Source organism: Streptomyces sp. NPDC086777 (assembly GCF_040702065.1).
Classification (GTDB): Bacteria; Actinomycetota; Actinomycetes; order Streptomycetales; family Streptomycetaceae; genus Streptomyces.
Window position 1 is genome coordinate 354047 of the sequence record NZ_JBFBJI010000001.1, and the last position, 23715, is coordinate 377761.

Annotated in this window: 18 protein-coding genes; 12 read left to right on the top strand and 6 right to left on the bottom strand. The window is 72.7% G+C overall.

What is annotated here, in order from left to right:
• The first annotated feature begins 406 nt into the window (after window positions 1-406).
• The 6 genes from AB0472_RS01620 (at window position 407) to AB0472_RS01645 (ending at window position 6163) form a co-directional block, all read left to right on the top strand.
• Window positions 407-931 carry a hypothetical protein gene (locus AB0472_RS01620; RefSeq protein WP_366352391.1) on the top strand — a complete coding sequence of 175 codons (525 nt, stop codon included), beginning with the start codon at window positions 407-409 and terminating at the stop codon, window positions 929-931.
• 167 nt (window positions 932-1098) lie between these two features.
• Window positions 1099-1722 carry a class F sortase gene (locus tag AB0472_RS01625; protein ID WP_366352393.1) on the top strand — a complete coding sequence of 208 codons (624 nt, stop codon included), beginning with the start codon at window positions 1099-1101 and terminating at the stop codon, window positions 1720-1722.
• Window positions 1723-1876: 154 nt separating this feature from the next.
• Complete coding sequence (locus AB0472_RS01630) at window positions 1877-2209, top strand: hypothetical protein (RefSeq protein ID WP_366352395.1); 333 nt, start codon at window positions 1877-1879, stop codon at window positions 2207-2209.
• Complete coding sequence (gene nirB, locus AB0472_RS01635) at window positions 2209-4827, top strand: nitrite reductase large subunit NirB (protein ID WP_366352396.1); 2619 nt, start codon at window positions 2209-2211, stop codon at window positions 4825-4827. Before AB0472_RS01630 ends, nirB begins: the two co-directional genes overlap by 1 nt.
• Entirely contained in the window at window positions 4824-5195 is a 372-nt protein-coding gene (gene nirD / locus AB0472_RS01640) for a nitrite reductase small subunit NirD (protein WP_366352397.1), read from the top strand. The genes nirB and nirD overlap by 4 nt, the downstream gene beginning before the upstream one ends.
• Before the next feature lie 35 nt (window positions 5196-5230).
• Window positions 5231-6163, top strand: a complete 933-nt coding sequence (locus tag AB0472_RS01645) for an aminoglycoside phosphotransferase family protein (RefSeq protein ID WP_366352399.1) — start codon at window positions 5231-5233, stop codon at window positions 6161-6163.
• Window positions 6164-6248: 85 nt separating this feature from the next.
• Here the strand turns inward: AB0472_RS01645 and AB0472_RS01650 are convergent, their stop codons facing one another.
• The 3 genes from AB0472_RS01650 to AB0472_RS01660 all read right to left on the bottom strand — a co-directional run bounded on the left by AB0472_RS01650 (window position 6249) and on the right by AB0472_RS01660 (window position 8893).
• A complete protein-coding gene (locus tag AB0472_RS01650; protein WP_366352400.1) occupies window positions 6249-6818 on the bottom strand; it encodes a YciI family protein in 570 nt (189 codons plus the stop codon).
• Window positions 6819-6928: 110 nt separating this feature from the next.
• Complete coding sequence (locus tag AB0472_RS01655; protein WP_366352402.1) at window positions 6929-7495, bottom strand: helix-turn-helix domain-containing protein; 567 nt, start codon at window positions 7493-7495, stop codon at window positions 6929-6931.
• A 237-nt stretch (window positions 7496-7732) separates the two neighbouring features.
• Window positions 7733-8893 carry an alpha-hydroxy-acid oxidizing protein gene (locus AB0472_RS01660; protein ID WP_366352404.1) on the bottom strand — a complete coding sequence of 387 codons (1161 nt, stop codon included), beginning with the start codon at window positions 8891-8893 and terminating at the stop codon, window positions 7733-7735.
• A gap of 133 nt (window positions 8894-9026) precedes the next feature.
• Here AB0472_RS01660 and AB0472_RS01665 point away from each other — a divergent pair, with 133 nt between their 5' ends.
• From AB0472_RS01665 to AB0472_RS01675, 3 genes are all read left to right on the top strand, one after another.
• Entirely contained in the window at window positions 9027-10073 is a 1047-nt protein-coding gene (locus AB0472_RS01665) for an Lrp/AsnC family transcriptional regulator (protein ID WP_366352406.1), read from the top strand.
• Window positions 10074-10163: 90 nt separating this feature from the next.
• On the top strand, window positions 10164-10955 hold the full coding sequence (locus AB0472_RS01670; protein WP_366352407.1) for a rhomboid family intramembrane serine protease: 792 nt from the start codon (window positions 10164-10166) through the stop codon (window positions 10953-10955).
• Window positions 10956-11114: 159 nt separating this feature from the next.
• A complete protein-coding gene (locus AB0472_RS01675; RefSeq protein ID WP_366352409.1) occupies window positions 11115-11672 on the top strand; it encodes a DUF3291 domain-containing protein in 558 nt (185 codons plus the stop codon).
• 181 nt (window positions 11673-11853) lie between these two features.
• Here the strand turns inward: AB0472_RS01675 and ppdK are convergent, their stop codons facing one another.
• Window positions 11854-14574, bottom strand: a complete 2721-nt coding sequence (gene ppdK, locus AB0472_RS01680) for a pyruvate, phosphate dikinase (protein WP_366352410.1) — start codon at window positions 14572-14574, stop codon at window positions 11854-11856.
• A 470-nt stretch (window positions 14575-15044) separates the two neighbouring features.
• Window positions 15045-16265 (bottom strand): ROK family protein, encoded by a 1221-nt coding sequence (locus tag AB0472_RS01685; protein WP_366352412.1) that lies wholly within the window; start codon window positions 16263-16265, stop codon window positions 15045-15047.
• Window positions 16266-16385: 120 nt separating this feature from the next.
• On the opposite strand from AB0472_RS01685, the gene AB0472_RS01690 reads away from it, so the two are divergent.
• The 3 genes from AB0472_RS01690 to AB0472_RS01700 all read left to right on the top strand — a co-directional run bounded on the left by AB0472_RS01690 (window position 16386) and on the right by AB0472_RS01700 (window position 22339).
• A complete protein-coding gene (locus tag AB0472_RS01690; RefSeq protein ID WP_366352413.1) occupies window positions 16386-17876 on the top strand; it encodes a hypothetical protein in 1491 nt (496 codons plus the stop codon).
• 64 nt (window positions 17877-17940) lie between these two features.
• Window positions 17941-19878 (top strand): glycogen debranching N-terminal domain-containing protein, encoded by a 1938-nt coding sequence (locus AB0472_RS01695; RefSeq protein ID WP_366352414.1) that lies wholly within the window; start codon window positions 17941-17943, stop codon window positions 19876-19878.
• 889 nt (window positions 19879-20767) lie between these two features.
• A complete protein-coding gene (locus AB0472_RS01700; protein WP_366352700.1) occupies window positions 20768-22339 on the top strand; it encodes a sulfatase-like hydrolase/transferase in 1572 nt (523 codons plus the stop codon).
• A 117-nt stretch (window positions 22340-22456) separates the two neighbouring features.
• Here the strand turns inward: AB0472_RS01700 and dusB are convergent, their stop codons facing one another.
• Window positions 22457-23599, bottom strand: coding sequence for a tRNA dihydrouridine synthase DusB (gene dusB / locus AB0472_RS01705; protein WP_366352415.1), 1143 nt, complete (start codon window positions 23597-23599; stop codon window positions 22457-22459).
• Window positions 23600-23715 lie beyond the last annotated feature (116 nt).

A 23715-nucleotide genomic window follows, 5' to 3' on the forward strand; every position in this document is an offset into this window, starting at 1 on the left:
TCCGGCTCACGCCCCCTCGACGTGTCCGGCCCCGCGCTCCGCGCGCAGTACCCGCCCGCCCGCAGCACTCGTCCGCGCGCAGTACCCGCCCGCCCGCAGCACTCGTCCGCGCGCAGTACCCGCCCGCCCGCAGCACGTGCCTGCCCGCCCGAGCGGCCGTCGCGGGCGGTGCGCCCGGAGCCGGTCACCCGTTCGTTCCCCCCAGGGCCCACCATTCGTGTGTTCTTCATACCGATACCCGCGCAACCCCCTTGACCTGCCCGGATTCGCCCCCGACGGACTCCTCGGCCGGCCGCGGTGCCACCCGTTCATCCCAAAACTGACGGATCCTCAGGGAGCGCGGGCGGGCCGTTGGCTTTTACCTCGGTAGAGCAAGGGAGTGGACGACCTCGACCGAGGGAGCACCATGCGACGCACCGCCCGTCTGGTGACCGGGACCGCGCTGGCCGTGGCCACGGCCGGACTCGCCGTCGCGCCGGCGTACGGCGGCGCCACCGGCAGCCTCGACGTGTACCCGTCGACCGCGGCGGCCGGCGGCCAGGTCACCGTGAACACGGCGGCCTGCGGCGAGAAGGGAACGGCGGTCGGGGATGCCAGTTCCGTCGGCGCCGGCACGTTCACCCTTGCGCCGAGCACGCACGAAGGCGAGGCGATCGGGCAGTTCCAGGTGCCGCCGAGCGCGCAACCGGGGACGTACGAGATCGTCGCGAAGTGCGCCGAGGGGACCCGGCAGGTGACCGGGGACCTGGTGGTGGCACTGGCGCCGGCCGCGGGGCAGCAGGTACAGCCCCACGGCAGTGTGAAGACGGGGGTCGGTGGTGCCCTTGGCACCGACCCCGTGCAGACCGCGGCAGGCGTGACGGCTCTGGCCGTCGCCGCCGCGGGCGGTACCTGGCTCCTGCATCGCCGGGCGAGAGGCGATGCGATCTGACGGACACCCTCCGCTGTCCGTCCGCCGGTACCGCACATCCCACCCCCTCCGGGTCCGACGCCCCTCGCGGCCCGGAGGGGGAGGGGGTCACGTCCGTCAGAGGCTCCCACCACCGCTGACGGCCCACCCCCTCGTTTGAAGTTCTCACCTCAGGGAGAGGGGTTCACATGCGCAGGATCGGGGACACCGCGATAGCCGCCGTGACCGTCATGGCCCTCGGATCCGGCGTATGGCTGCTCGGCCCGTTCGGCGGACCGCACGACGCGCCGCCCCAGCCGTCCGCCGCCGAGGGCCGTCCCGACCCCGGCGAGGAGCGCCTCGAAGCCCCCGCGCTGCCGCCCTCCCCGCCCACCCGCATCCGCATCCCCGCCATCCGTGTGAACGCCCCCCTCATGGGCCTCGGCCTCACCGCCTCGGGCAGCCTCGACGTCCCGCCCGCCAAGGAGAAGAACCTCGCCGGCTGGTACGAGGCCGGCACCACCCCCGGCGAGACCGGCACCGCGATCGTCGCCGGGCACGTCGACAACACCGAGGGCCCCGCCGTCTTCTACGACCTCGGTGCCCTCCGGCGCGGCACGACCATCGAGGTGGACCGGCAGGACCGGAGCGTCGCCGTGTTCAGCGTCGACGCGGTGGAGGTCTACCAGGCCCGCGACTTCCCCGACGAGAAGGTGTACGGCGCCGCGAAGCGCCCCGAGCTCCGGGTCATCACCTGCGGCGGCGGCTACTCGCGCACGACCGGCTACCAGGGGAACGTCGTCGTCTTCGCCCACCTGACCGGAAGCCGCTGACCGGCGGCCACCACCCCTCCCCGCGGACCACCGCGGATCCCCCGGACCTCCTCGGACCCCTCACACTCACCCCCGCACCCCGAAGAGGGCAGCGTTCCTCCTGGGAAACAGCGGTGATGCGGCCGGGTAACGTCGGCCCCGCAGGCTCCTGGGTATGACCTCGAAGACGCGTGTGGCGGTGACCGGCGCCCCTGTGCCGCGCGAGCCGTACGAAACGCGTGAGACGCGTGAGACGCCCGACACACGCGAGCCGCGTGAGGCACCCGTGCCGCGCGCCGGCGACGCCGGGCGCCGCCCGTGCAGCCGGGTGCCGCGCGCCGCGGTTCCGCTCGCCGCGGTGCCGACCGGCCGCCGCCGCACCCCCGAGGCGACCGCCCGTCCCCACCCCGCGCCCGCCGGCCCCCGGCTCCGCCCGACGCTTCCCCTGCTTCCCCTGCTTCCCCTGCTTCCCCTGCTTCCCCTGCTCCTCAACGACGGAGGCTCCTGATGACCGCCACCCCCGGGGCCACCCCCACGATCGTGCTCGTCGGCCACGGCATGGTCGGGCAGCGCTTCCTGGAGGCGCTCGCCGAGCGCGGCCTGACCGCGACGCACCGCGTGGTCGTGCTGTGCGAGGAGCCGCGTCCCGCCTACGACCGCGTCGCCCTCACCTCGTACTTCTCGGGCCGGACCCCCGACGACCTCTCCATGACCGACATGGAGTTCATCGACGCGCACGGCATCGAGCTGTACGTCGGCGACCCGGCGGAGACGATCGACCGCGCGGCGCGGACGGTAACGGCCGGGTCCGGCAGGGCGTTCGCGTACGACACGCTCGTACTCGCCACCGGCTCCTACCCGTTCGTGCCCCCGGTCCCGCACAAGGACGCGACGGGCTGCTTCGTCTACCGCACGATCGAGGACCTGCTGGCGATCGAGGAGTACGCGAGGTCGAGGGCGACGGTGGGCGCGGTGGTCGGCGGCGGGCTGCTGGGCCTTGAGGCGGCCGGGGCGCTGAAGGGGCTCGGACTCGCCGCCCACATCGTGGAGTTCGCGCCGCGGCTGATGCCGGTGCAGGTGGACGAGGGCGGCGGCGCGGCCCTGCTGCGCACCGTCGAGGAGATGGGGCTGACGGTCCACACCGGCGTCGGCACGCGGGAGATCGTGGTCGACGCCGCGGGCGCCGTGACGGGGATGCGGCTGTCCGACGGCTCCGAACTCGCCACCGACCTGGTGGTGTTCAGCGCCGGGGTCCGGCCGCGGGACCAGCTCGCCCGGGACTGCGGTCTGACGGTCGGCGAGCGCGGCGGCATCGCCGTCGACGAGCAGTGCCGCACCGTCGCCGACCCGCACGTGTTCGCGATCGGCGAGTGCGCGCTGGCGGCGGACGGCCGGGTGTACGGGCTGGTGGCGCCGGGCTACGAACAGGCCGAGACGGCGGCGGCGACCATCGCCGCCGACGAGGCGGCCTTCACCGGCGCCGACCTGTCCACCAAGCTGAAGCTGCTCGGCGTGGACGTGGCCTCCTTCGGCGACGCGCACGGCACGACCGGGGACTGCCTGGACGTCGTGTACTCCGACGCCCGTGCGGGCCTGTACAAGAAGCTGGTGATCGGCCGGGACGGCACCCTGCTCGGCGGCATCCTGGTCGGCGACGCGGACGCGTACGGCACCCTGCGGGCCTTCACCGGTTCGGTACCGCCGGTCGCCCCCGAGTCCCTCGTCCTGCCGGCCGGTGCGAGCGGCGGCGCCCAACTCGGCCCGTCCGCCCTTCCCGACGAGGCCGTGGTCTGCTCCTGCCACAACGTCAGCAAGGGCACGATCCGCGGCGCGGTGACCGGGCACTCCTGCACCACCGTGCCGGAGGTGAAGAAGTGCACCAAGGCGGGCACCGGCTGCGGTTCGTGCGTGAAGGTGCTCGGCCAGCTGGTGGCGGCGGAGCTGGAGGCGTCCGGCGTCGAGGTCGACAAGGGCCTGTGCGGCTGCTTCGCGCAGACCCGCGAGGAGCTGTACGAGATCGTCCTGGCGCTGCGCGTCGGCACCTTCCGGGACCTGCTCGACCGCTACGGCCGGGAGGGCGCCCGGGGCGGCGACGGCTGCGAGGTCTGCAAGCCGACGGTGGCGTCGATCATCGCGTCCCTCGCCCCGGCGATCGGCGCGAGCGGCTACGTCCTGGACGGCGAGCAGGCGGCGCTCCAGGACAGCAACGACCACTTCCTCGCCAACCTCCAGAAGAACGGCTCCTATTCGGTCGTCCCGCGCATCCCCGGCGGCGAGATCACCCCCGAGGGCCTGATCACGATCGGCGAGATCGCCCGCGACTTCGGCCTCTACACGAAGATCACCGGCGGTCAGCGGATCGACATGTTCGGCGCGCGCGTCGAACAGCTCCCGCTGATCTGGACGCGGCTGGTGGACGCCGGTTTCGAGTCGGGCCACGCGTACGGGAAGGCGCTGCGGACCGTCAAGTCCTGCGTGGGCCGGACCTGGTGCCGCTACGGCGTCCAGGACTCGGTGCGGATGGCGATCGACCTGGAGCTGCGCTACCGGGGGCTCAGGTCGCCGCACAAGCTCAAGTCCGCCGTCTCCGGCTGCGCACGCGAGTGCGCGGAGGCCCAGTCGAAGGACTTCGGCGTCATCGCCACCGCCAACGGCTGGAACCTGTACGTCGGCGGCAACGGCGGCGCCACCCCGCGCCACGCGGACCTGCTCGCCCAGGACCTCACCGACGCCGAACTGGTCCGCCTGATCGACCGTTTCCTGATGTTCTACATCCGTACCGCCGACCGCCTGGAGCGCACGTCGACCTGGCTGGAGCGGATCCCGGGCGGCCTGGACCACGTCCGCGACGTGGTGGTCGAGGACTCCCTCGGCATCTGCGCGGAGCTGGAGTCCCTGATGGCGGCACACGTGGCCAACTACGCCGACGAGTGGGCGACCACCATCGACAACCCCGACAAGCTCGCCCGGTTCGTCTCGTTCGTCAACGCCCCCGACACCCCCGACCCGGTCGTCGGCTTCGTGCCCGAGCGGGACCAGATGAAGCCCGACCTGCCGCTGCTGTCCGTCGGCCTGCGCCGGGCGGACGGCACGGCGACCGTTCTGGAAGGAAGCGCCCAGCGATGACCCTGGCCCCCGAGACCACCTGCCTGAAGGTCCAGCTCCGGCTGGCGGACGGCTGGTTCACCGTCTGCGACCTGAGCCTGCTCACCCCCGGCCGCGGGGTGGCCGTACTCCTCCCGGACGGTCGCCAGGCCGCCGTCTTCCGGGACCGCGCCGACCGCCTCTACGCCATCGACAACCGCGACCCCTTCGGCGGCGCGGCGGTCCTCTCCCGCGGCCTGACCGGCACCCACCGGGGCCGCCCGTTCGTGGCCTCCCCGCTCCTCAAGCAGCGCTTCGACCTGGGGACCGGCGCCTGCCTGGACGACGGGACGGTACGGGTGACGGCGTACGAGGTGCGGGCGGCGGCGTACGAGGCACGGGCTGCCTGAGGACGTCCGCCGGGAGCGCCGCGTAGGGTGCCGGGATGATCGGTATTCCGGAGGCACTGGTGCGGGGCACGATCGAGCGCGAGGGCGACCGTGGGGCGGCTTGGATCAGTGAACTCCCTTCCACGGTCGAGGACTTGCTCCGGCGCTGGGACTGCGTGCGCGACGGCGAGGTGACGCACGGCGGTGTGGGCGTGATCGTCCCGGTCCGCCTGCGTTCCTGCGGCCGCACCTGCGTCGTCAAGGTGTCCTTCCCGCACCCCGGCAACGTCCACGAGCCGGACGCGTTCGAGGCGTGGGCGGGCCGTGGCGCGGTCCTCCTGCACCGGCGCGACGACGCCCGCTTCGCCCTCCTCCTGGAACGGGCCCACATGTCGACGCTCGCGGCCCTGGAGCCCGACGACGAGACGGTGATGACGATCGCGGGCCGCCTGAACCACCGGCTGGCCGTCCCGGCGCCGCCGAACCTGCCCCGGCTCCGGGACCGCGCGGACGCCTGGGCGGCGGAGCTGCGCGAGAACGCCGCCGAGCTGCCCCACGCCGTCCCGCCGCGCGCACTGGACGCGGCCCTCGCCACCGTCCGCGAACTGGGCCGGACCCAGCCGGACACCCTCGTCCACGGCGACCTGCACGCACGCAACATCCTGCGGGCGGACCGGGAACCGTGGCTGGCGGTCGACCCCAAGGGCTGCGCGGGAGACCCGGCGTACGACGGCGGCACCCTCCTCAAGTCCCGCGCGCTGAGCCTGCTGCGGTGCGACGACCTCCCGAAGACCGCCCGCCGCCTCCTGGACGTCTTCGCCGAAGCGGCGGAACTCGACCGCGAACGCGTCCGCCGCTGGGCCCAGCTCCACGCCGTCCAGGCGGCGTTCTGGGGCCGCCGGCACGGCTTCCGCGTCGCCCGCAGCGGCCCCCGTCTCGACCGTGTCACCCGGTTCGCGGACGGCTTGGCGGAGTCCCTGGCGATCTAGACAACCGCCCGGCCCACAGTCCGGGCCGAGCGTCAGGGTCAGGGTCAGGGTCAGGGTCAGGCCATGGTCCACGTCACAGTCCGGGTCACCGCCGCCCGCCGAACTCCCACTCGTGCACCTCGACGTCCGCGTACCGCACCGGCGCCAGCACGCGCAGCGCCTGGTCCCGGTGCGCGGCCCGGACCAGCGCCGCCGTGCCGATCCAGGTGGTGCCGTCGTCGGACAGCAGCGGGCCGAAGGCGATCAGGTCGTCGTGATCGGTGCCGGCCGGCAGGCCGCCGGGCTCGCCCACGGCGGCGTCGGCGGGCACCGGGCCCAGGCCGAGCACCAGGTACCGGTCGCTGCCGGTCCGGCCGCCGGGGAACTCCCACATGGTCCGCCCCAGCAGATTGCGCCACCGCCGCAGCAGCACGTCCCGGTACACGCCCGCCTGGTAGTTCGGCTCGTCGAAGGCGAACGCCCGGGCAGCGGCGGGGCCGGGCAGGTCCACGACGTGCACGCTCCCGCTCGGCTCCGCACCGCCGGCGCGGAACGTCGGCCCCCGGGCGATCAACCCGGCCGCGTAGCCGTCCATGTAGCCCCAGTGGTCCTCCACCAGCTCCGCACGCAACGTCACGGAACCGGCCCGGTCACGGTGGTAACAGAAGAACTCCATGCTACGGAGCCTTCCGCACGACGGACCGGCCCCTCAACACGGTTTCCCCGGCTCCGCCGCATCCGACGGCTTCGGGGTCGCCACGGGATGTCGTTTCGCCGGGAAAGGGCCTACGGGCGCAACGCCACCGCGACCGCCACGCCCAGCCTGCGTACGAACTCCGCGCGGTCGCCGGCGCGGTGCTTCCAGCCCTCGCCGGCCGCTTGCAGGACCTCGGCGATCTGGCGCGGCGTGACGGTGCCGGATGCCGTACGGCCGGAGTCGGCGATGGCGCGCGCGAGCGTGTCGAGGAAGGCGTCCCGGTGGTCGCCGTAGAGGCCGAGGAGCTGCGCGGCGCCGTGCTCCAGCAGGTCGTCGACGGCCTGGGCGAGGTGCGTGCCGACGTACCGGCCGAGGCCGGCGTCGAGCGCGGCCACCAGGCGGGCGTCGAGGTCCGCGCCGGGGGCGGCCAGGGCCGTGCGGACGTCGGCCAGCGTCCGGTCCAGCTCCTGCCGCACGGTCTCGCGGAACAGCTCCTCCTTGCCGGAGAAGAGGAAGTACAGGCCGGGGCGGGAGATGTCGGCGGCCCGGGCCACCGCGTCCATCGACGTCTTGCGGTAGCCGAAGGTGGCGAAAACGGTCAGGGCCGCCGCGAGCACCTGCTCGCGGCGCCGGGTGTCCCCTCGGGTCGCGGTCATATGCACACCATACCGACTGGGCGTGCTCTACATGTTGTGTCGATTCTGTTCAGCAGCCGAGGGCCGCGGGCCTCGCGCACGAGGGAGCACCACGGGCAGGGCCGCACGCGTCGCAGCCGGAAGCGGGTACCGGCCGACACCGGCCGACACCGGCCGGCAGAGGTCCGCACCGGCCGGCAGAGGTCCGCACCGGCCGGCAGAGGTCCGCACCGGCCGGGAGACCGGCGGTCCCGCCGGTCAGGCGACCCGGCGCAGGGCCTCCGGCGTGAGGTCGGCGAGTGTCGGGTAGCCGTCGACGGCCATGATCAGGTCGGCCTCGGCGAGCAGCGCCCGCAGGACGTGGACGAGGCCGGGCTCACCGCCGTTGGCGAGGCCGTACGCGTAGGGCCGGCCGACGCCCACGGCGGTGGCGCCCAGCGCGACCGCCTTGACGATGTCGGCGCCCGTCCGGACCCCGGAGTCGAACAGGACGGGCAGGCCGTCGGCGGCCTCGACCACCTCCGGCAGCACGTCGAGGGCGGGCAGCCCGCCGTTGGCCTGGCGGCCGCCGTGGTTGGAGCAGTAGACGCCGTCCACCCCGCCGTCCCTGGCCCGGCGGACGTCCTCGGGGTGGCAGAGCCCCTTGAGGATCAGCGGCAGATCGGTGATCGACCGCAGCCAGGGCAGGTCGTCCCAGGTGAGCGGGTTGCCGAAGATCCCCGCCCAGAGCGCGACGGCGGCCTGCGGGTCGTCCTGCGGGTTCTTGCCGAGGCGGGCCCGGAAGACGGGGTCGGCGGTGTAGTTGGCCAGGCAGTTGCCGCGCAGCTGCGGGAAGTTGCTGGTGCTCAGGTCGCGGGGCCGCCAGCCGGTGATCCAGGTGTCCAGCGTGACCACGATCCCCTTGAACCCGGCCCGCTCGGCCCGGTGCACCAGGCTCTCGGCCAGTTCGCGGTCGGTGGGGGTGTACAGCTGGAAGAAACCGGGGGTGTCCCCGAACTCGGCGGCCACCTGCTCCAGCGGGTCGACGGTCAGCGTGGAGGCGACCATCGGTACGCCGGTACGGGCGGCGGCGCGGGCGACGGCGAGGTCACCGTGACCGTCCTGCGCGCACAGCCCGATCACCCCGACCGGGGCCATGAACAGCGGCGAGGGCAGCCGCATCCCGAACAGGTCCACGGACAGGTCCCGTTCCGCGGCCCCCACCAGCATGCGCGGCACCAGACCCCAGCGTTCGAACGCGGCGACATTGGCCCGCTGCGTCCGCTCGTCACCGGCGCCGCCCGCGACGTACGAGCGCACCGCGGGGGGCAGCGCGGCCAGGGCCTGCGGCTCCAGATCGCCGTACGACATCGGGAACCGCGGCACCACTCCGCGCAGCCCGTCGAGGTAGATCTCGTTCTGGTAGTCGGCGAACGCCATGCTCCGGCCCTTCTTCACGACTGCACCCGCGGGGAGCGGGACCCTGGAAGTCCACAATGGGAGAGTGGCGCACAACGACTCCGAAACGCAGGATTCCGGCTCGGACCGCGAGTGGAAGCAGGATGCTGCCGCCATGGCGCCCATGCCGCCCATGCCGCACCTGCTCACCGAGGACGAGCTGGCGTTGATCAACGCGCTGCAGCTCAGCCCGCGCGCCTCCTGGACCGAGCTCGGACGCGCCCTGGGCGTCGACCCGGTCACGGTGGCCCGGCGCTTCCACCGCCTCTCCACGCAGGGCACGGCCTGGGTCGGTTTCTCGCCCGGCCCGCGCCTGCTGGAGCAGATCTGCGTGGCGTACGTCGTGATCGACTGCGCCCCGGGGACCACGGCCCGGGTCGCCGAGGCGCTGAGCGCCCACCCGCACATGGTGACGATCGAGCGGACGGCCTCGGGCCACGACATCCTCGCCACGGTCGCCACCCCCGACCTGCCGGCCCTGTCCCGCTACACCCTCGACCTGCTCCCCCACCTGCCCGGCATCACCGCCGTACGGTCCCGGGTCGTCACCCACATGTTCACCGAGGGCGGCCACTGGCGCATCGCCGCCCTGGCCCCGGCCCAACGCGCCCGGCTGACGCCGCGGCCGCCCGCCCCCGCCGCGCAACGGACGACCCACCGGCAGCTCACCTCCTCCGACCGCGCCCTCGCCGTCCGTCTCGCCCACGACGGCCGCGCCCCCTACCAGAGCCTGGCGCGGGACCTCGGCGTCAGCCTCTCCACCGCCAAGCGCCGCGTCGAGGCCCTCACCCGCCGGGGTCTGCTCCGCTTCCGGTGCGACTTCGCCCGCCCCCTCGGCGGCTGGCCGGTCGCCGTCACCTTCTGGGCCAGGGTGCCGCCCGCCGAGCTGCCCGAGGTCGGCCAGTGCCTCATCCGGCTCCCCGAGACCCGCAACTGCGCCGCCATCAGCGGCCCGCAGAACCTCATCCTCCAGGCCAGCCTGCACTCGGTCAGCGACATCCTCCGCCTGGAGACCCAGCTGGCGACGGCCCACCCGGCCCTGGACATCGCGGACCGGGTCATCACCCTGCGCCAGGACAAACTCCTCGGCCGCCTGCTGGACGCACACGGCCGTTCGGTGGGCGTGGTACCGGCGGACCTGTGGGCGGAACCGGCCCTGTAGCCGGGCCTCGGCGGCTGTCAGCGGGCTGCCGTAGAGTGCGCCGTGGTGGGGACGCGACAGCGTTCGAGCGGTTCGAGGGGGGAGCCCGCCATGGGTACGCCGAAGAAGAAACCCGAGAGGGAACCGAAGCGGCAACCGGAGCGGGAACCGAAGAAGGAACCGAAGAAGGACCGGCCCGTACCGGTGCCGATGAGCCCCGAGCAGATGGTCGCGGAGGCGCGGAAGGCGTTCTTCGTGGTGTTCGGTCTGCTGGCGGTCGTCTGGCTGATCCAAGTGGCCAACTACTCCGACCACTACGCCCTCTCCCGCGACCACGCGTTGGTCTCGGGCGACGTCGGCACCCTGCCCGACATCCTGGTCGCGCCGCTGCTGCACTGGAGCTGGGCGCACATCGAGAGCAACTCCGGCCCGCTGTTCGTCTTCGGCTTCCTCGCCGCCTACCGGGGAGTGGCCCGGTTCCTCGGCCTCACTCTCCTGATCGCGCTGAGCAGCGGCCTGGTGGTGTGGTTCTTCGAGCAGGGCGACGTGGCGACGGTCGGCGCCAGCGGCCTGATCTTCGGGTACTTCGGCTACGTCGTCGTACGGGGACTCTTCGACCGGCACCTGATCGACACGCTGATCGGGATCGTCATGGGCGCGTCCTTCGCCTACCTCCTCACCGTGGCCGTCCCCGGCACCCCCGGCGTGAGCTGGCTCGGCCACCTCGGCGGGCTGCTCGGCGGGCTGGTCGGCGCCTGGCTCTTCCGCGACCGCCGCGCCCCGCGCCCCGCCTCCGGCGCCCTCACCCCCCGGACCACGGCCGGCGGCACGCCCCCACAGCCCTCCCCCGACTCCCCGCGCTCCGACCTGTACAAGGAACTCGACGACCTCGGTCTGCTCTGACCGCCCACCCGTGCCCGGTGCTCGGGGTGGTGCGCACCACCGTCGCGAGAGGCCACGTGGACAGCGAGAACGCAACGTCGACAGGGCCCGCGGCGGCGGCTACCTTCACCTGGTCCCCGGGTCGGGTCCGCACCGGGCACCCCGACCAGGGAGAGACGCATGCCCCATCTTGCGCTGTACACGTTCGGTGTCCTGAAGTCACCCCTCGCCGATCCCGCACCCCTCACGCGGGAGTTCCACGACTGGGGCGAGGCCGTCTACCGGAAGATCGGCCGGCACCCCGGGTACCTCGCGCGGGCCGAAGCGGCGGACGGCGACCGGGGCATGCTCTTCGAGGCGGACTGGGGCGCATGGGGAAAATTCGCCGTCCCGGCCTGGTACGCCAAGGGCCGTACCGTGGAAACCACCGCCCTGGCCGCGACCCTCTCGCTCTGGACCGGCCTGCGCCCCGCCTTCGACGCCGTCCACACCGGCCTGCACCGTGAGGCGCTGACCAGGCGTCACGACTGGTTCGAGAGGACCGGACATCCGAGTCACGTGTGCTGGTGGGTCCCCGACGGCGTGACACCCGTCTGGCAGGACGGGGTCACCGGGCTGGAACACCTCCACGCCCACGGCTCCGCACCGCACGCCTTCACCTTCCACCACGCGTTCGCCCCGGACGGAACACCGGCCAGGATCAACACCGCCGAACGATCCACGCCCCCGACCCCGTAGCCGCACCCGGAGGGCACACCGAGGGCACACCGCCCTCGGACGAGTCCAGGCAGAACACGAAGGGGCGGCACCCCCGCACAGGGTGCCGCCCCTCTTCTTGCGTGCCGGGGCCGCCGGCCATCGGTCTTGAGGGTCGGGGACGGACGGCGGACCCGGGGTTCGCGGGAGGCCCCGGGGGGCCTCAGCGGTGGTCGCTGCCTGCGGACTGCGTCGCCGCCCGGCCCGCTTCCAGGCGGGCCACCGGGATGCGGAACGGGCTGCAGGAGACGTAGTCCAGGCCCACCTCGTGGAAGAAGTGGACGGACTCCGGGTCGCCGCCGTGTTCGCCGCAGACGCCGAGTTTCAGGTCGGGGCGGGTGGCGCGGCCGGCCTTCGCCGCGGCCGCCACCAGGGAGCCGACGCCGTCGCGGTCGATCGTCTCGAAGGGGGAGACGCCGAAGATGCCCTTCTCCAGGTAGGCGGTGAAGAAGGAGGCCTCGACGTCGTCGCGGCTGAAGCCCCAGACCGTCTGGGTCAGGTCGTTCGTGCCGAAGGAGAAGAACTCCGCGGCCTCCGCGATCTGGGCCGCCGTCAGGGCGGCCCGCGGGAGCTCGATCATCGTGCCGATGGAGAGCTTGAGGGTCGTGCCGGTGGCCGCCTCCACCTCGGCGATCACCTGGTCGGCCTCCTCGCGGACGATCTCCAGTTCCTGGACCGTGCCGACGAGGGGGATCATGATCTCGGCGCGGGGGTCGCCCTTGGCGTTCTTGCGTTCGGCGGCGGCCTCGGCGATGGCCCGGACCTGCATCGTGAACAGGCCGGGGATGACCAGCCCGAGGCGTACGCCGCGCAGGCCCAGCATCGGGTTCTGCTCGTGCAGGCGGTGCACCGCCTGCAGGAGGCGCAGCTCGTTCTCGTGGGGTTCCTGGCGGGACTCCGCGAGGGCCACCCGGACCGAGAGCTCCGTGATGTCCGGGAGGAACTCGTGCAGCGGCGGGTCCAGGAGACGGACCGTCACCGGGAGGCCGTCCATCGCCGAGAAGAGTTCGACGAAGTCCTTCTTCTGGAGCGGGAGCAGGGCCTGCAGGGCCTCCTCGCGGTCCTCCTGCGTGTCCGCCAGGATCAGGCGCTCCACCAGTTCGCGGCGGTCGCCGAGGAACATGTGCTCGGTGCGGCACAGGCCGATGCCCTGGGCGCCGAACCGGCGGGCGCGCAGCGCGTCCTCGGCGTTGTCGGCATTCGCGCGGACGCGCAGGCGGCGCTTGCGGTCGGCGAAGGCCATGATGCGGTGGACCGCCTCGACCAGTTCGTCGGCGTCCTGGGCGCCCGCGTGCATGCGGCCCTCGAAGTACTCGACGACCGGGGAGGGTACGACGGGGACCTCGCCCAGGTAGACCTTGCCGGACGAGCCGTCGATGGAGATGACGTCGCCCTCTTCGACGACGTGGCCGCCGGGGACCGTCATGCGGCGGCGCTTGGTGTCGACCTCCAGCTCCTCCGCGCCGCAGACGCAGGTCTTGCCCATGCCGCGGGCGACCACGGCCGCGTGCGAGGTCTTGCCGCCGCGGGAGGTGAGGATGCCCTCCGCCGCGATCATGCCGTCGAGGTCGTCGGGGTTGGTCTCGCGGCGGACCAGGATGACCTTCTCGCCCGAGCGGGACCACTTGACGGCGGTGTAGGAGTCGAAGACCGCCTTGCCGACCGCCGCGCCCGGCGACGCCGCGATGCCGCGGCCGACCTGGTGGGCCTTCGCCTGCTCGTCGAACCGGGGGAACATCAGCTGGGCGAGCTGGGCGCCCGTCACCCGCTGGAGGGCCTCCGTCTCGTCGATCAGGCCCTGGTCCACCAGCTGGGTCGCGATGCGGAAGGCCGCGCCCGCGGTGCGCTTGCCGACCCGGGTCTGGAGCATCCACAGCCGGCCGCGCTCGATGGTGAACTCGATGTCGCAGAGGTCCTTGTAGTGGTTCTCCAGCGTCTCCATGATCTGCATCAGCTGGTCGTACGACTTCTTGTCGATGTTCTCCAGCTCGGCCAGCGGGACCGTGTTGCGGATGCCCGCGACCACGTCCTCGCCCTGGGCGTTCTGGAGGTAGTCGCCGTAGACGCCCTGGTGGCCGGAGGCGGGGTCGCGGGTGAAGGCGACGCCCGTGCCGGAGTCCGGGCCGAGGTTGCCGAAGACCATGGAGCAGACGTTGACGGCCGTGCCGAGGTCGCCGGGGATGCGCTCCTGGCGGCGGTAGAGCTTGGCTCGGTCGGTGTTCCAGGAGTCGAAGACCGCGCGGATCGCGAGGTCCATCTGCTCGCGCGCGTCCTGCGGGAAGTCCCGCCCGGCCTCCGCCTTGACGATCTTCTTGAACCTGGTGACGAGCTTCCTGAGGTCGGCCGCCTCCAGCTCGGTGTCGACGGTGACCTGCTTGGCCTCCTTCGCCGCGTCCAGCGCCTCCTCGAAGAGCTCGCCGTCGACGCCGAGGACCGTCTTGCCGAACATCTGGATGAGGCGGCGGTAGGAGTCCCACGCGAAGCGCTCGTCGCCGGCCTGCTTCGCGAGGCCCTGCACGGACTTGTCGGAGAGACCGATGTTCAGGACCGTGTCCATCATGCCGGGCATGGAGAACTTGGCGCCGGAGCGGACCGAGACCAGCAGCGGGTCGTCGGCCTGGCCGAGCTTCTTGCCCATCCGCTCTTCGAGGGCTCCGAGGTGTGCACTCACCTCGTCACGCAGTGCCGCCGGCTCCTCGCCGCTGTCGAGGTAGACCTTGCAGGCGTCCGTCGTGATGGTGAAGCCGGGGGGAACGGGGAGCCCCAGGTTGGTCATCTCGGCGAGGTTCGCGCCCTTGCCGCCCAGGAGGTCCTTGAGGTCCTTGTTTCCCTCGGTGAAGTCGTAAACGAACTTCACTCCGTGGGGTTCTTTGTTTTCCGACACGGGTCTCGACTCCCTGGAAGACTCGGTGGCTGCCCTGACGGCCAGGAACATACCCAGATCGAAGGCGCCTGGGTACGTCTACTTGCGTGTCATGCGCCCGTAACCAGTCGTCCGCCACCGGATCGAAAGTCAAAGCTTGGCAAGCGGAGACCGGGTCGTGTTTTCACCTCTTGAACGCAAGACCGCTCAGCATCGCACCTTTCCGCTCACTTGAGCGGCCATCCCGCACACCTGATTTCGATCGATGAACGATCAAGGGGTGGCACCCAGTGCCACCCCTTGGAGAAGTGCAGTCGCCCATGATCCGCTCATCTGAGCGCAACCCTTATCAAGGGTGGCGAGAATCACGCTGCCACAGACCGCGGGAGTTCACCATGCGGACGCGGGGACGGACACCAGAACCCACCGGAAACGCGCCGGTCACACACCCTCACACGCCGAGCGCCAGCAACAGCGCCGGTCACACACCCTCACACGCCCAGCGCCAGCAACCGCTCCTCGACCCGCTCCGGGGCGTACAGATGCTCCACGACCAGCGCCCCGGCCCCCACCAGGCCCGCCCGCTCCCCCAGCCGTGACGTCACGACGTCCAGATGAGCGGTGGAGCGGGGCAGCGCCCGCTGGTAGAGCAGTTCGCGCACACCGGTGACGAACGGGGTGCCCGCGAGGTCGCCCGCGATCATCAGGACGCCCGGGTTGAGCAGGGTCACGACCGTCGCCAGGACGTCCCCGACCATGCGGCCGGCCTCCCGGGCCAGCGCGGCCGCCTCCGGATGGCCCGAGGCGAGCAGATCGCGCACGTCCGACCCGGACGCGGCCGGGATCCCCGCCTCCGTCAGCCGGCGGGCCACGGCACCACCGCTGGCGACCGCGGCGAGGCAGCCGTAGGAACCGCACCGGCACTGCACCTCCGCGCCCACCCGGATGTGGCCGATGTCCCCGGCGCCGCCGTCGATGCCGCGGTAGATCGAGCCGTTCACCACGACCCCGGCGCCGATACCCGTCGAGACCTTGACGAGGACGAACGCCGAGCAGTCCGGATCTCCGGTGCGCTGCTCCCCGTACGCCATCAGGTTCGCGTCGTTGTCGACCAGGACCGGGACGGCCGACGCGCCCGTGTGCTCCGAGAACGCCCTGGCCAGGCGGCCCCTTATGTCGTAGCCGTCCCAGCCCGGCATGATCGGCGGCTGGACGACCCGGCCGGTGTCCGTGTCGACCGGGCCCGGCACCGCCAGGCCGATCCCGCACACCTCCGTCGCACGGTGGCCGGCCTTCTCCAGCAACTCGGCGAACCAGCGTCCGAGTTCACCGAGCACGGCCTCCGGTCCGTCCTGGATGACCAGGGTGCCGGAGTGCTCGGCGAGGAGTTCGCCGGTGAGCGTGAGCACGGCGGCGCGGGCGTGGCGGGTCTCCAGGTCCGCGGCGAGGACGACCGCGTGGGAGTCGTCGAACTCGAGGGTGATGGAGGGGCGGCCGCCCAGCGGGGAGTCGACCGGGCCGCCGGCGCCCTCGCGCAGCCAGCCCGCGCGGAACAGACGGTCCAGGCGGTGGCCGACGGTCGCGCGGGAGAGACCGGTGGCCTGCTGGAGCGCACCGCGCGTCACGGCCCGTCCGTTGCGCACCAGTTCGAGCAGATCCCCGGCGCTCGCCTGTCCGCCGCCCTTGCCGGTCCTGCCGGGACGTCCGGTCATGCGCACCCCCTTGTGTTTCTCAAGCTTGCATTACATATTGAGTTTTGCGTGTTAAATAGACGTAACCCTACGGTAGCCACTGCCAAACCCGGCCGGCCGGACGTCTTCGGGGAGTCCCGAGTGGATCGCACTGCCCAGCTCAGCACCCATGCGCCCGACCGCGGCATTGCATACGATCCGCCGCCCGCCCGCGCCGCCTCCGGCGCCGGCGCACGACGGTCGCTGCACGTCAGAGCCGCACAGGTGCTCGACGAGAACTGGACCGGCAGTTCGACCGTGCCCTCCCGGAACCTGTATCCGCACCAGTGGTCGTGGGACTCGGCGTTCATCGCGATCGGCCTCAGGCACCTCTCGCCGCTGCGCGCGCAGACGGAGCTGGAGACGCTGCTGGCCGCCCAGTGGGGCGACGGGCGAATCCCGCACATCGTGTTCAACCCCTCCGTGCCCCTCGACGCGTACTTCCCGAGCCCCGACTTCTGGCGCTCCTCGACCGCGGGGCGCGCTGCGGGCGCCCCGCGCACCGTACAGACCTCCGGGATCGTGCAGCCACCGGTGCACGCGCTGGCGGCCTGGCTGGTGCACCTGGCCGACCCGGGCCTGTCGCGGGCACGGGGCTTCCTGGCCCGCGTCCACCCCCGGCTCGCCGCCTGGCACCGCTATCTGCTGCACCGGCGCGACCTGGGCGGCGGCGGGCTGGCCTCCGTCGTGCACCCCTGGGAACAGGGTATGGACAACAGCCCCTGCTGGGACGCCCCGCTGGCCCGGGTCACCCCGGCCCCGGCGCGCTCCTTCCGGCGGGCCGACCTGGACCACGGCGCGGCCGAGGACCGGCCGACCGACCTGGACTACGGGCGGTACGTGCGGCTGGCGGCCGACTACCGGGACGCCGGATACACCGACCGGACCAGGGACTTCGCCGTCGAGGACCCCGCCTTCAACGCACTGCTCATCGCCTCCGAGCACGCCCTCGCCCGCATCGCGCGGGAGCTGGGCGCGCCCGGCACGGCCCGGCACGCGCGGGCGGAGCGGCTGACGGCGGCGCTGGTGGACCGGCTGTGGGACCCGGAGAAGGAGATCTTCCTCTGCCGGGACCTACGGGGCGGCACGGGTGGTGTCGGTGGCACGGGTGGTGCCGGTGGCACGGGCGGTGTGCTCGTCCCCGAGCGCGGGGTCTCCGGGCTGGTCCCGTTGCTGGTGCCCGGCCTGCCCCGGGAGATCGCCACCGCACTGGTGCGCACCCTGGACGGCCCGCACTTCGGCACCGGGTCCGGCCTGGTGCCCAGCTACGACCTGCTCGGCGAGGCCTTCGACCCGCACCGCTACTGGCGCGGGCCCGCCTGGTTCAACACCGGCTGGCTGCTGGAGCGGGGGCTGCGCGAGCACGGCGAGCGGGAGCGGGCCGACGCGCTCGGCGAGGCGGCGGTACGGACGGCCGAGGCGAGCGGGTTCGCCGAGTACGTCGACCCGCACACCGGTGCGGCGTGCGGCGCGACCGGGTTCAGCTGGACGGCGGCGCTGGCGCTGGACCTGCACCACCGGCGGCACGCGGCACTACCCACCACGTCGCACGAAGAGCCACATACCGAACGTCAAAACCTGCACAAGAGCTGACAAAACGGGGTGTCCTCGGGGGGCACCGCACGTTCGACCAGAGGAACGAAGGAGGGGACCGGGGATGACGGACCGGCATCATCTGCTCGTGCACGGCACGACGTTCGCGGCTGTGGACGACCGCGGCGACATCAGCGGCGTGCGGGGCGGCGGCTCCCCGGACGGGTTATTCGTACGGGACGCGCGGCACCTCAGCCGCTGGCAGCTGACGGTGGACGGGGCGCTGCCCGAGGTGCTCACCCCGGTCGCCGACGGGGACGGCACGCGCTGCGTCCTGGTCCCGCGCGGCGGCCGCCAGGAGCCGCCCGCGCACACGCTCTTCCGGGAACAGGCCGTCGGCGACGGCTCGTTCGTCGAGTCCCTGCGGGTCACCAGCAACCGTCCGGTGCCGACCACGATCCGGCTCGCGATCACCGCCGACGCCGACTTCACCGACCAGTTCGAGCTCCGCGCCGACCATCGCACCTACGCCAAGTCCGGCGCCGTCCGCTCCCGCCACGTCCTCGACGACGGGCTGGAGTTCGGCTACCGCCGGGGCGAGTGGCGGTCCTGTACGACGATCACCGCCGAGCCGGCCCCGGACGGCGTGGAGGAGACCGGGACCGGCGCCCGGCGGATGGTGTGGACGCTGGAGCTGGCACCGCACGGCACCACCGAGCTGCTGGTCCGGGTGATGGCACGCCCGTACGGCGACAAGCGGGCGCTGCGGGTGCCCCGCGACCCGGCCGCGCTGAACGAACAGCTCCTCGCGCTGGAGGGCGAGTTCGTGGAGGGCGTGGCCTTCCCGACCGGCTGGCCCGAGCTGGCGGCGGCCTGCGCCCGCGGCCTCTCCGACCTCGCCGCGCTCCAGGTGCCGGCCACCGGACCGGACGGCGAGGAGCTCAGGGTCCCGGCGGCCGGGGCTCCCTGGTTCCTCACCCTGCTCGGCCGCGACGCCCTGCTCACCTCCCTCTTCGCCCTGCCCTACCGGCCCCGCCTGGCCGCCGCCACTCTGCCCGCCCTCGCCGCCACCCAGGCCACCGAGACCGGCGCGCACTCCGTGGCCCAGCCCGGGAAGATCGTCCACGAGGTGCGCCACGGCGAACTGGCCCACTTCGGGCAGGTGCCGTACGGGCGTTACTACGGCTCGGTGGACGCGACACCGCTGTTCCTGATCCTGCTCGGCGCGTACGTCGAGCAGACCGGGGACGCCGGGATGGCCCGGCGGCTCGAACGCCACGCCCGCGCGGCCGTCGGGTGGATGCTCGACCACGGCGGCCTGACCTCGCGCGGCTACCTGGTCTACCGCGCGGACAAGGGCGGCCTCGCCAACCAGAACTGGAAGGACTCCCCCGGCGCGATCTGCTCCGCCGACGGCAGCCGGCCGATGGGGACCGTGATGGCGGCGGGGGCGCAGGGGTACGCGTACGACGCGCTGCGCCGGACGGCGTGGCTGGCGCGGACGGTGTGGGCCGACGAGACGTACGCGGCGCTCCTGGAGCAGGCCGCCGGTGATCTGCGGGACCGGTTCCAGCAGGACTTCTGGATGCGGGAGGCGTCCTTCCCCGCGCTGGCCCTCGACGGCGAGGGCCGGCAGGTCGACGCGCTCGCCTCGGACGCCGGGCATCTGCTGTGGTCCGGGCTGCTGGACAAGGAGTACGGGGAGGTGGTCGGGCGGCGGTTGCTGGAGCCGGACTTCTTCTCGGGGTGGGGGGTGCGGACGCTGGCCGCGGGGCAGGCGGCGTACCACCCGCTGTCGTATCACCGTGGGTCGGTGTGGCCGCACGACAACGCGCTGATCGCGCTGGGGCTGGCCCGGTACGGGCTGCACGACGAGGCCCGGACCGTGGCGCACGGGCTGGTCGACGCGGCGACGGCGGGCGGGCACCGGTTGCCGGAGGTGCTGGCCGGGTACGGGAGGGACTCGCATCCGGAGCCGGTGCCGTATCCGCATGCGTGCGTGCGGGAGTCTCGGTCGGCGGCGGCTCCGCTGGCGCTGCTGACTGCCGTGGGCGGCGCGTAGAGGGGGCGGGTGGGGGTCGTCGGCCGGGGGTACCCCCAGCGCCCCATTCGGGGCGCTTCCCGCAGCCGTATGCCGAAAGGGCCTTGCCTCCGACGGGGCGTTGTGTTTGCCCGGTGTTTGCCGAATGGCCTGAACACGGGCCTAATGAGGGCCGTACGGACAAGTGGCGGGTCCGGCCTCCGAGCGTTGGCCCGCTTCCGTTTCACGGGTCGCGCACGGAAGGACCTCCGGGTTGTCTCAGCACACGAGCATTCGCCAGCCATCGGACACGCCGTCCGGGCCGTCCGAACGCGAAACCCCACCCGAGGAATCCGAGGCCCCCGACTCCGAGCCGGCGGCGGCCCCCGAGGCGTCCGGCGCTCCCGAGCCCACCGCCGAGCAGCCCCGGAAGGCCGGTCCGGTGACCACGGACGAGGCCGTGCCCGTCGCCGAGCCGAGCGAGACGGCCCCCGAAGCGACCGACGAGACCGAAGCGAGCGACGAGACCCACGAGACCGGCGCCGAGGCCGGTCCCGAGCCGGAAGGCACCGCCGGCACCGAGACCGCGGCCGCCGAAGCCACCGGAGCCGGTTCCGAGCCCGAGGCCGACGCCGCCGCCGCCGGCACCGACACCGACACCGACGGCGGTTCCGGGGGCGAGGCCGCCGCCGACGCGGACGGCGGTTCCGGGGCCGAGGCTGCCGTCGCGGACGACGACGCCGGCGGCGGTGCGGAGACCGTCCCCGCCCCGGACGGTGGCCTCCGGCCGCGGCGTCGCGGGTGGACCGCGTGGAGTGGGCGGGTCCGGGAGCGGCGGCAGGCCTGGCGGGACGCGCATCCCACCGCGTCCTCCGCGCTGTCGACCGGCGTCACCGTACTCTGCGCGGCGCTCGTGATCGCGGCGCTGGTGATGCCGAACTCCCTCGTCGGGCTCGGGCCGGCGAAGTTCCTGCGGATACCGTCCGAGGGGGTCATCGCCGCCGCTGTCGCGCTGGTGCTGCCCCGGCGGCCCCGGATCGTGCTGGCCATGGTGTTCGGCGTCGTGCTCGGCGCGCTGACCCTGATCAACTTCATGGACATGGGGTTCTACGAATACCTCGGCCGGAACTTCAACCCGGTCCTGGACTGGAGCCTGCTCGGCGACGCCGAGTCGTACCTGGAGGACACACTGGGGCGGACCGCCACCGTCGCCGTGAGCGTCAGTGCCGTCGTCCTCCTGCTGCTCCTGTTCGTGCTGCTCGCCCTGGCGACGGTACGGCTGAGCAATCTGCTGGCCCGGCATCCGGGGCGGGCCACCCGGGGCACGCTGATCGCGGGCGTCGTCTGGATCACCTGCTCCTCCTTCGGGCTCCAGGGCTTCAACGGCGTGCCGCTGGCCTCCGACCGCACCGCCGTCGCGCTGAAGGTCAGGTCGCAGCAGGTGCGGGACACCCTGCACGACGAGTCGGAGTTCCGGAAGGTCGCCAAGGTGGACGCCTTCGGGAACACCCCGCCCGACCAGCTGCTGACCAGCCTGCGCGGCAAGGACGTCGTCTTCACGTTCATCGAGAGCTACGGCCGCAGCGCCATCGAGGACCCGATCGAGGCACCCGGCGTCGACAACACGCTCGCCGTCCGGACCCAGGCCCTCGCGAAGGCCGGCTTCCACGCGAAGAGCGGCTGGCTGACGTCGGCGACCTACGGCGGCAGCAGCTGGCTCGGGCACTCCACCACCATGTCCGGCCTGTGGGTCAGCAACCAGCAGCGCTACCGGACCGTCATGGCCAGCGACCACCTGAGCATCACCAAGGCGTTCCAGAAGACCGGTGACTTCGACACGGTCGGCGTGATGCCGGGTATCCAGAAGGGCTGGCCGGAGCAGAGCTACTACGGCCTCGACAAGGTCTACAACGCCTTCCAGCTCGGCTACAAGGGACCGAAGTTCAGCTGGTCGACGATGCCCGACCAGTACGCGCTCCAGCAGTTCCAGGACCGGGTGCACAGCAAGAAGCCGGCCGACGGCAAGTCCCGGTTGTCGTTCCTGATCCTGACCTCCAGCCACCAGCCGTGGGCGCCGATCCCGAAGATGGTGCCGTGGGACCAGCTGGGCGACGGCTCGGTCTTCAACGCCATCCAGAAGGCCGGCAACAAGGCGTCCGACGTCATCGCCGACACCACCAAGTCCCGTCAGGAGTACGGCAAGTCGGTCCAGTACTCGGTGACCGCGCTCACCGAGTGGCTGGAGCGCTACGGCAACGACAACACGGTGCTCGTCTTCCTCGGCGACCACCAGCCGATCGCCCGGGTCAGCGGCAACCACGCCAGCCGTGACGTGCCGATCTCGATCGTCGCCAAGGACCCGAAGGTGCTGGACGCGATCGACTCCTGGAACTGGACCGACGGTCTGCAGCCCGCGCACACCGCCCCGGTGTGGAAGATGAGCGCGTTCCGCGACAAGTTCCTGGCGGCCTACGGGTCCACGCCGCACCCGAAGACCAACTGAGCGTGCGGTGGAGGTGCCGCGGCCATCGTCATTCGGCCGCGGCACCGTCGTGGCCGGTCCCGCGGTTCCTCCCCCGGCCGAAGGCCGGGGGTACCCCCGGCGCCCCCCGCAGGGCGCTCAGCCGCCGGACGTGTCCAGTTCCGCGTCCTCGGTGAGGCCCGCGCAGTCGTAGGGGTCCTTCAGCCAGCCGTCCGGCAGCACCACCCGGTTGTTGCCGGACGTACGGCCGCGGGGGCCGTCGGCGCCGGTGGGCCAGGGCTGGTCGAGGTCCAGTTCGTCCAGGCCGGCGCGGAGGTCGGCCAGCGAGGACGTGATGGCGAGCCTCTTGCGCATCTCGCTGCCGACCGCGAAGCCCTTCAGGTACCAGGCGACGTGCTTGCGGAAGTCGACGACGCCCTTGGACTCGTCGCCGAGCCACTCGCCGAGCAGGGTCGCGTGCCGGACCATGACATCGGCGACCTCGCGGAGGGACGGCTCCAGGACGTCCTCCGGACGCCCCTCGAAGGCGGCGACGAGGTCCGCGAAGAGCCACGGGCGGCCCAGGCAGCCGCGGCCGACCACGACTCCGTCGCAGCCCGTCTCGCGGACCATCCTGAGCGCGTCCTGCGCCGACCAGATGTCGCCGTTGCCGAGCACGGGGATCTCCGGGACGTGCTCCTTCAGGCGGGCGATGGCCTCCCAGTCGGCGGTGCCGCCGTAGTGCTGGGCGGCGGTGCGGCCGTGCAGGGCGATGGAGGTGACGCCCTCCTCGACGGCGATCCGGCCGGCGTCGAGGTAGGTGATGTGGTCGTCGTCGATGCCCTTGCGCATCTTCATGGTGACGGGCAGGTCACCGGCGCCGGAGACGGCCTCGCGGAGGATGGCGCGGAGCAGGTTCCGCTTGTACGGGAGGGCCGACCCGCCGCCCTTCCTCGTCACCTTCGGGACCGGGCAGCCGAAGTTCAGGTCGATGTGGTCGGCCAGACCCTCCTCCGCGATCATGCGGACGGCCTTGCCCACGGTGGCCGGGTCGACGCCGTACAGCTGGATGGACCGGGGCTTCTCGGTCTCGTCGAAGCGGATCAGCTGCATGGTCTTCTCGTTGCGCTCGACCAGCGCCCGGGTCGTGATCATCTCGCTGACGAACAGCCCCTTGCCGCCGCTGAACTCCCGGCACAGGGTGCGGAAGGGCGCGTTGGTGATCCCCGCCATGGGGGCGAGGACGACCGGCGGCCGGACGGTGTGCGGGCCGACCTGGAGGGGGGACGTGGGCTCGGGCATTCCCCCATTGTCCCGTACGCCGCGCGGTGCTCGTCGGCCCTGTGGACAACCGCTCCTCCCGCACCCACCGTCACGATCATGTATCACTCATTAGTTAGACGCACTATCGAAATGGG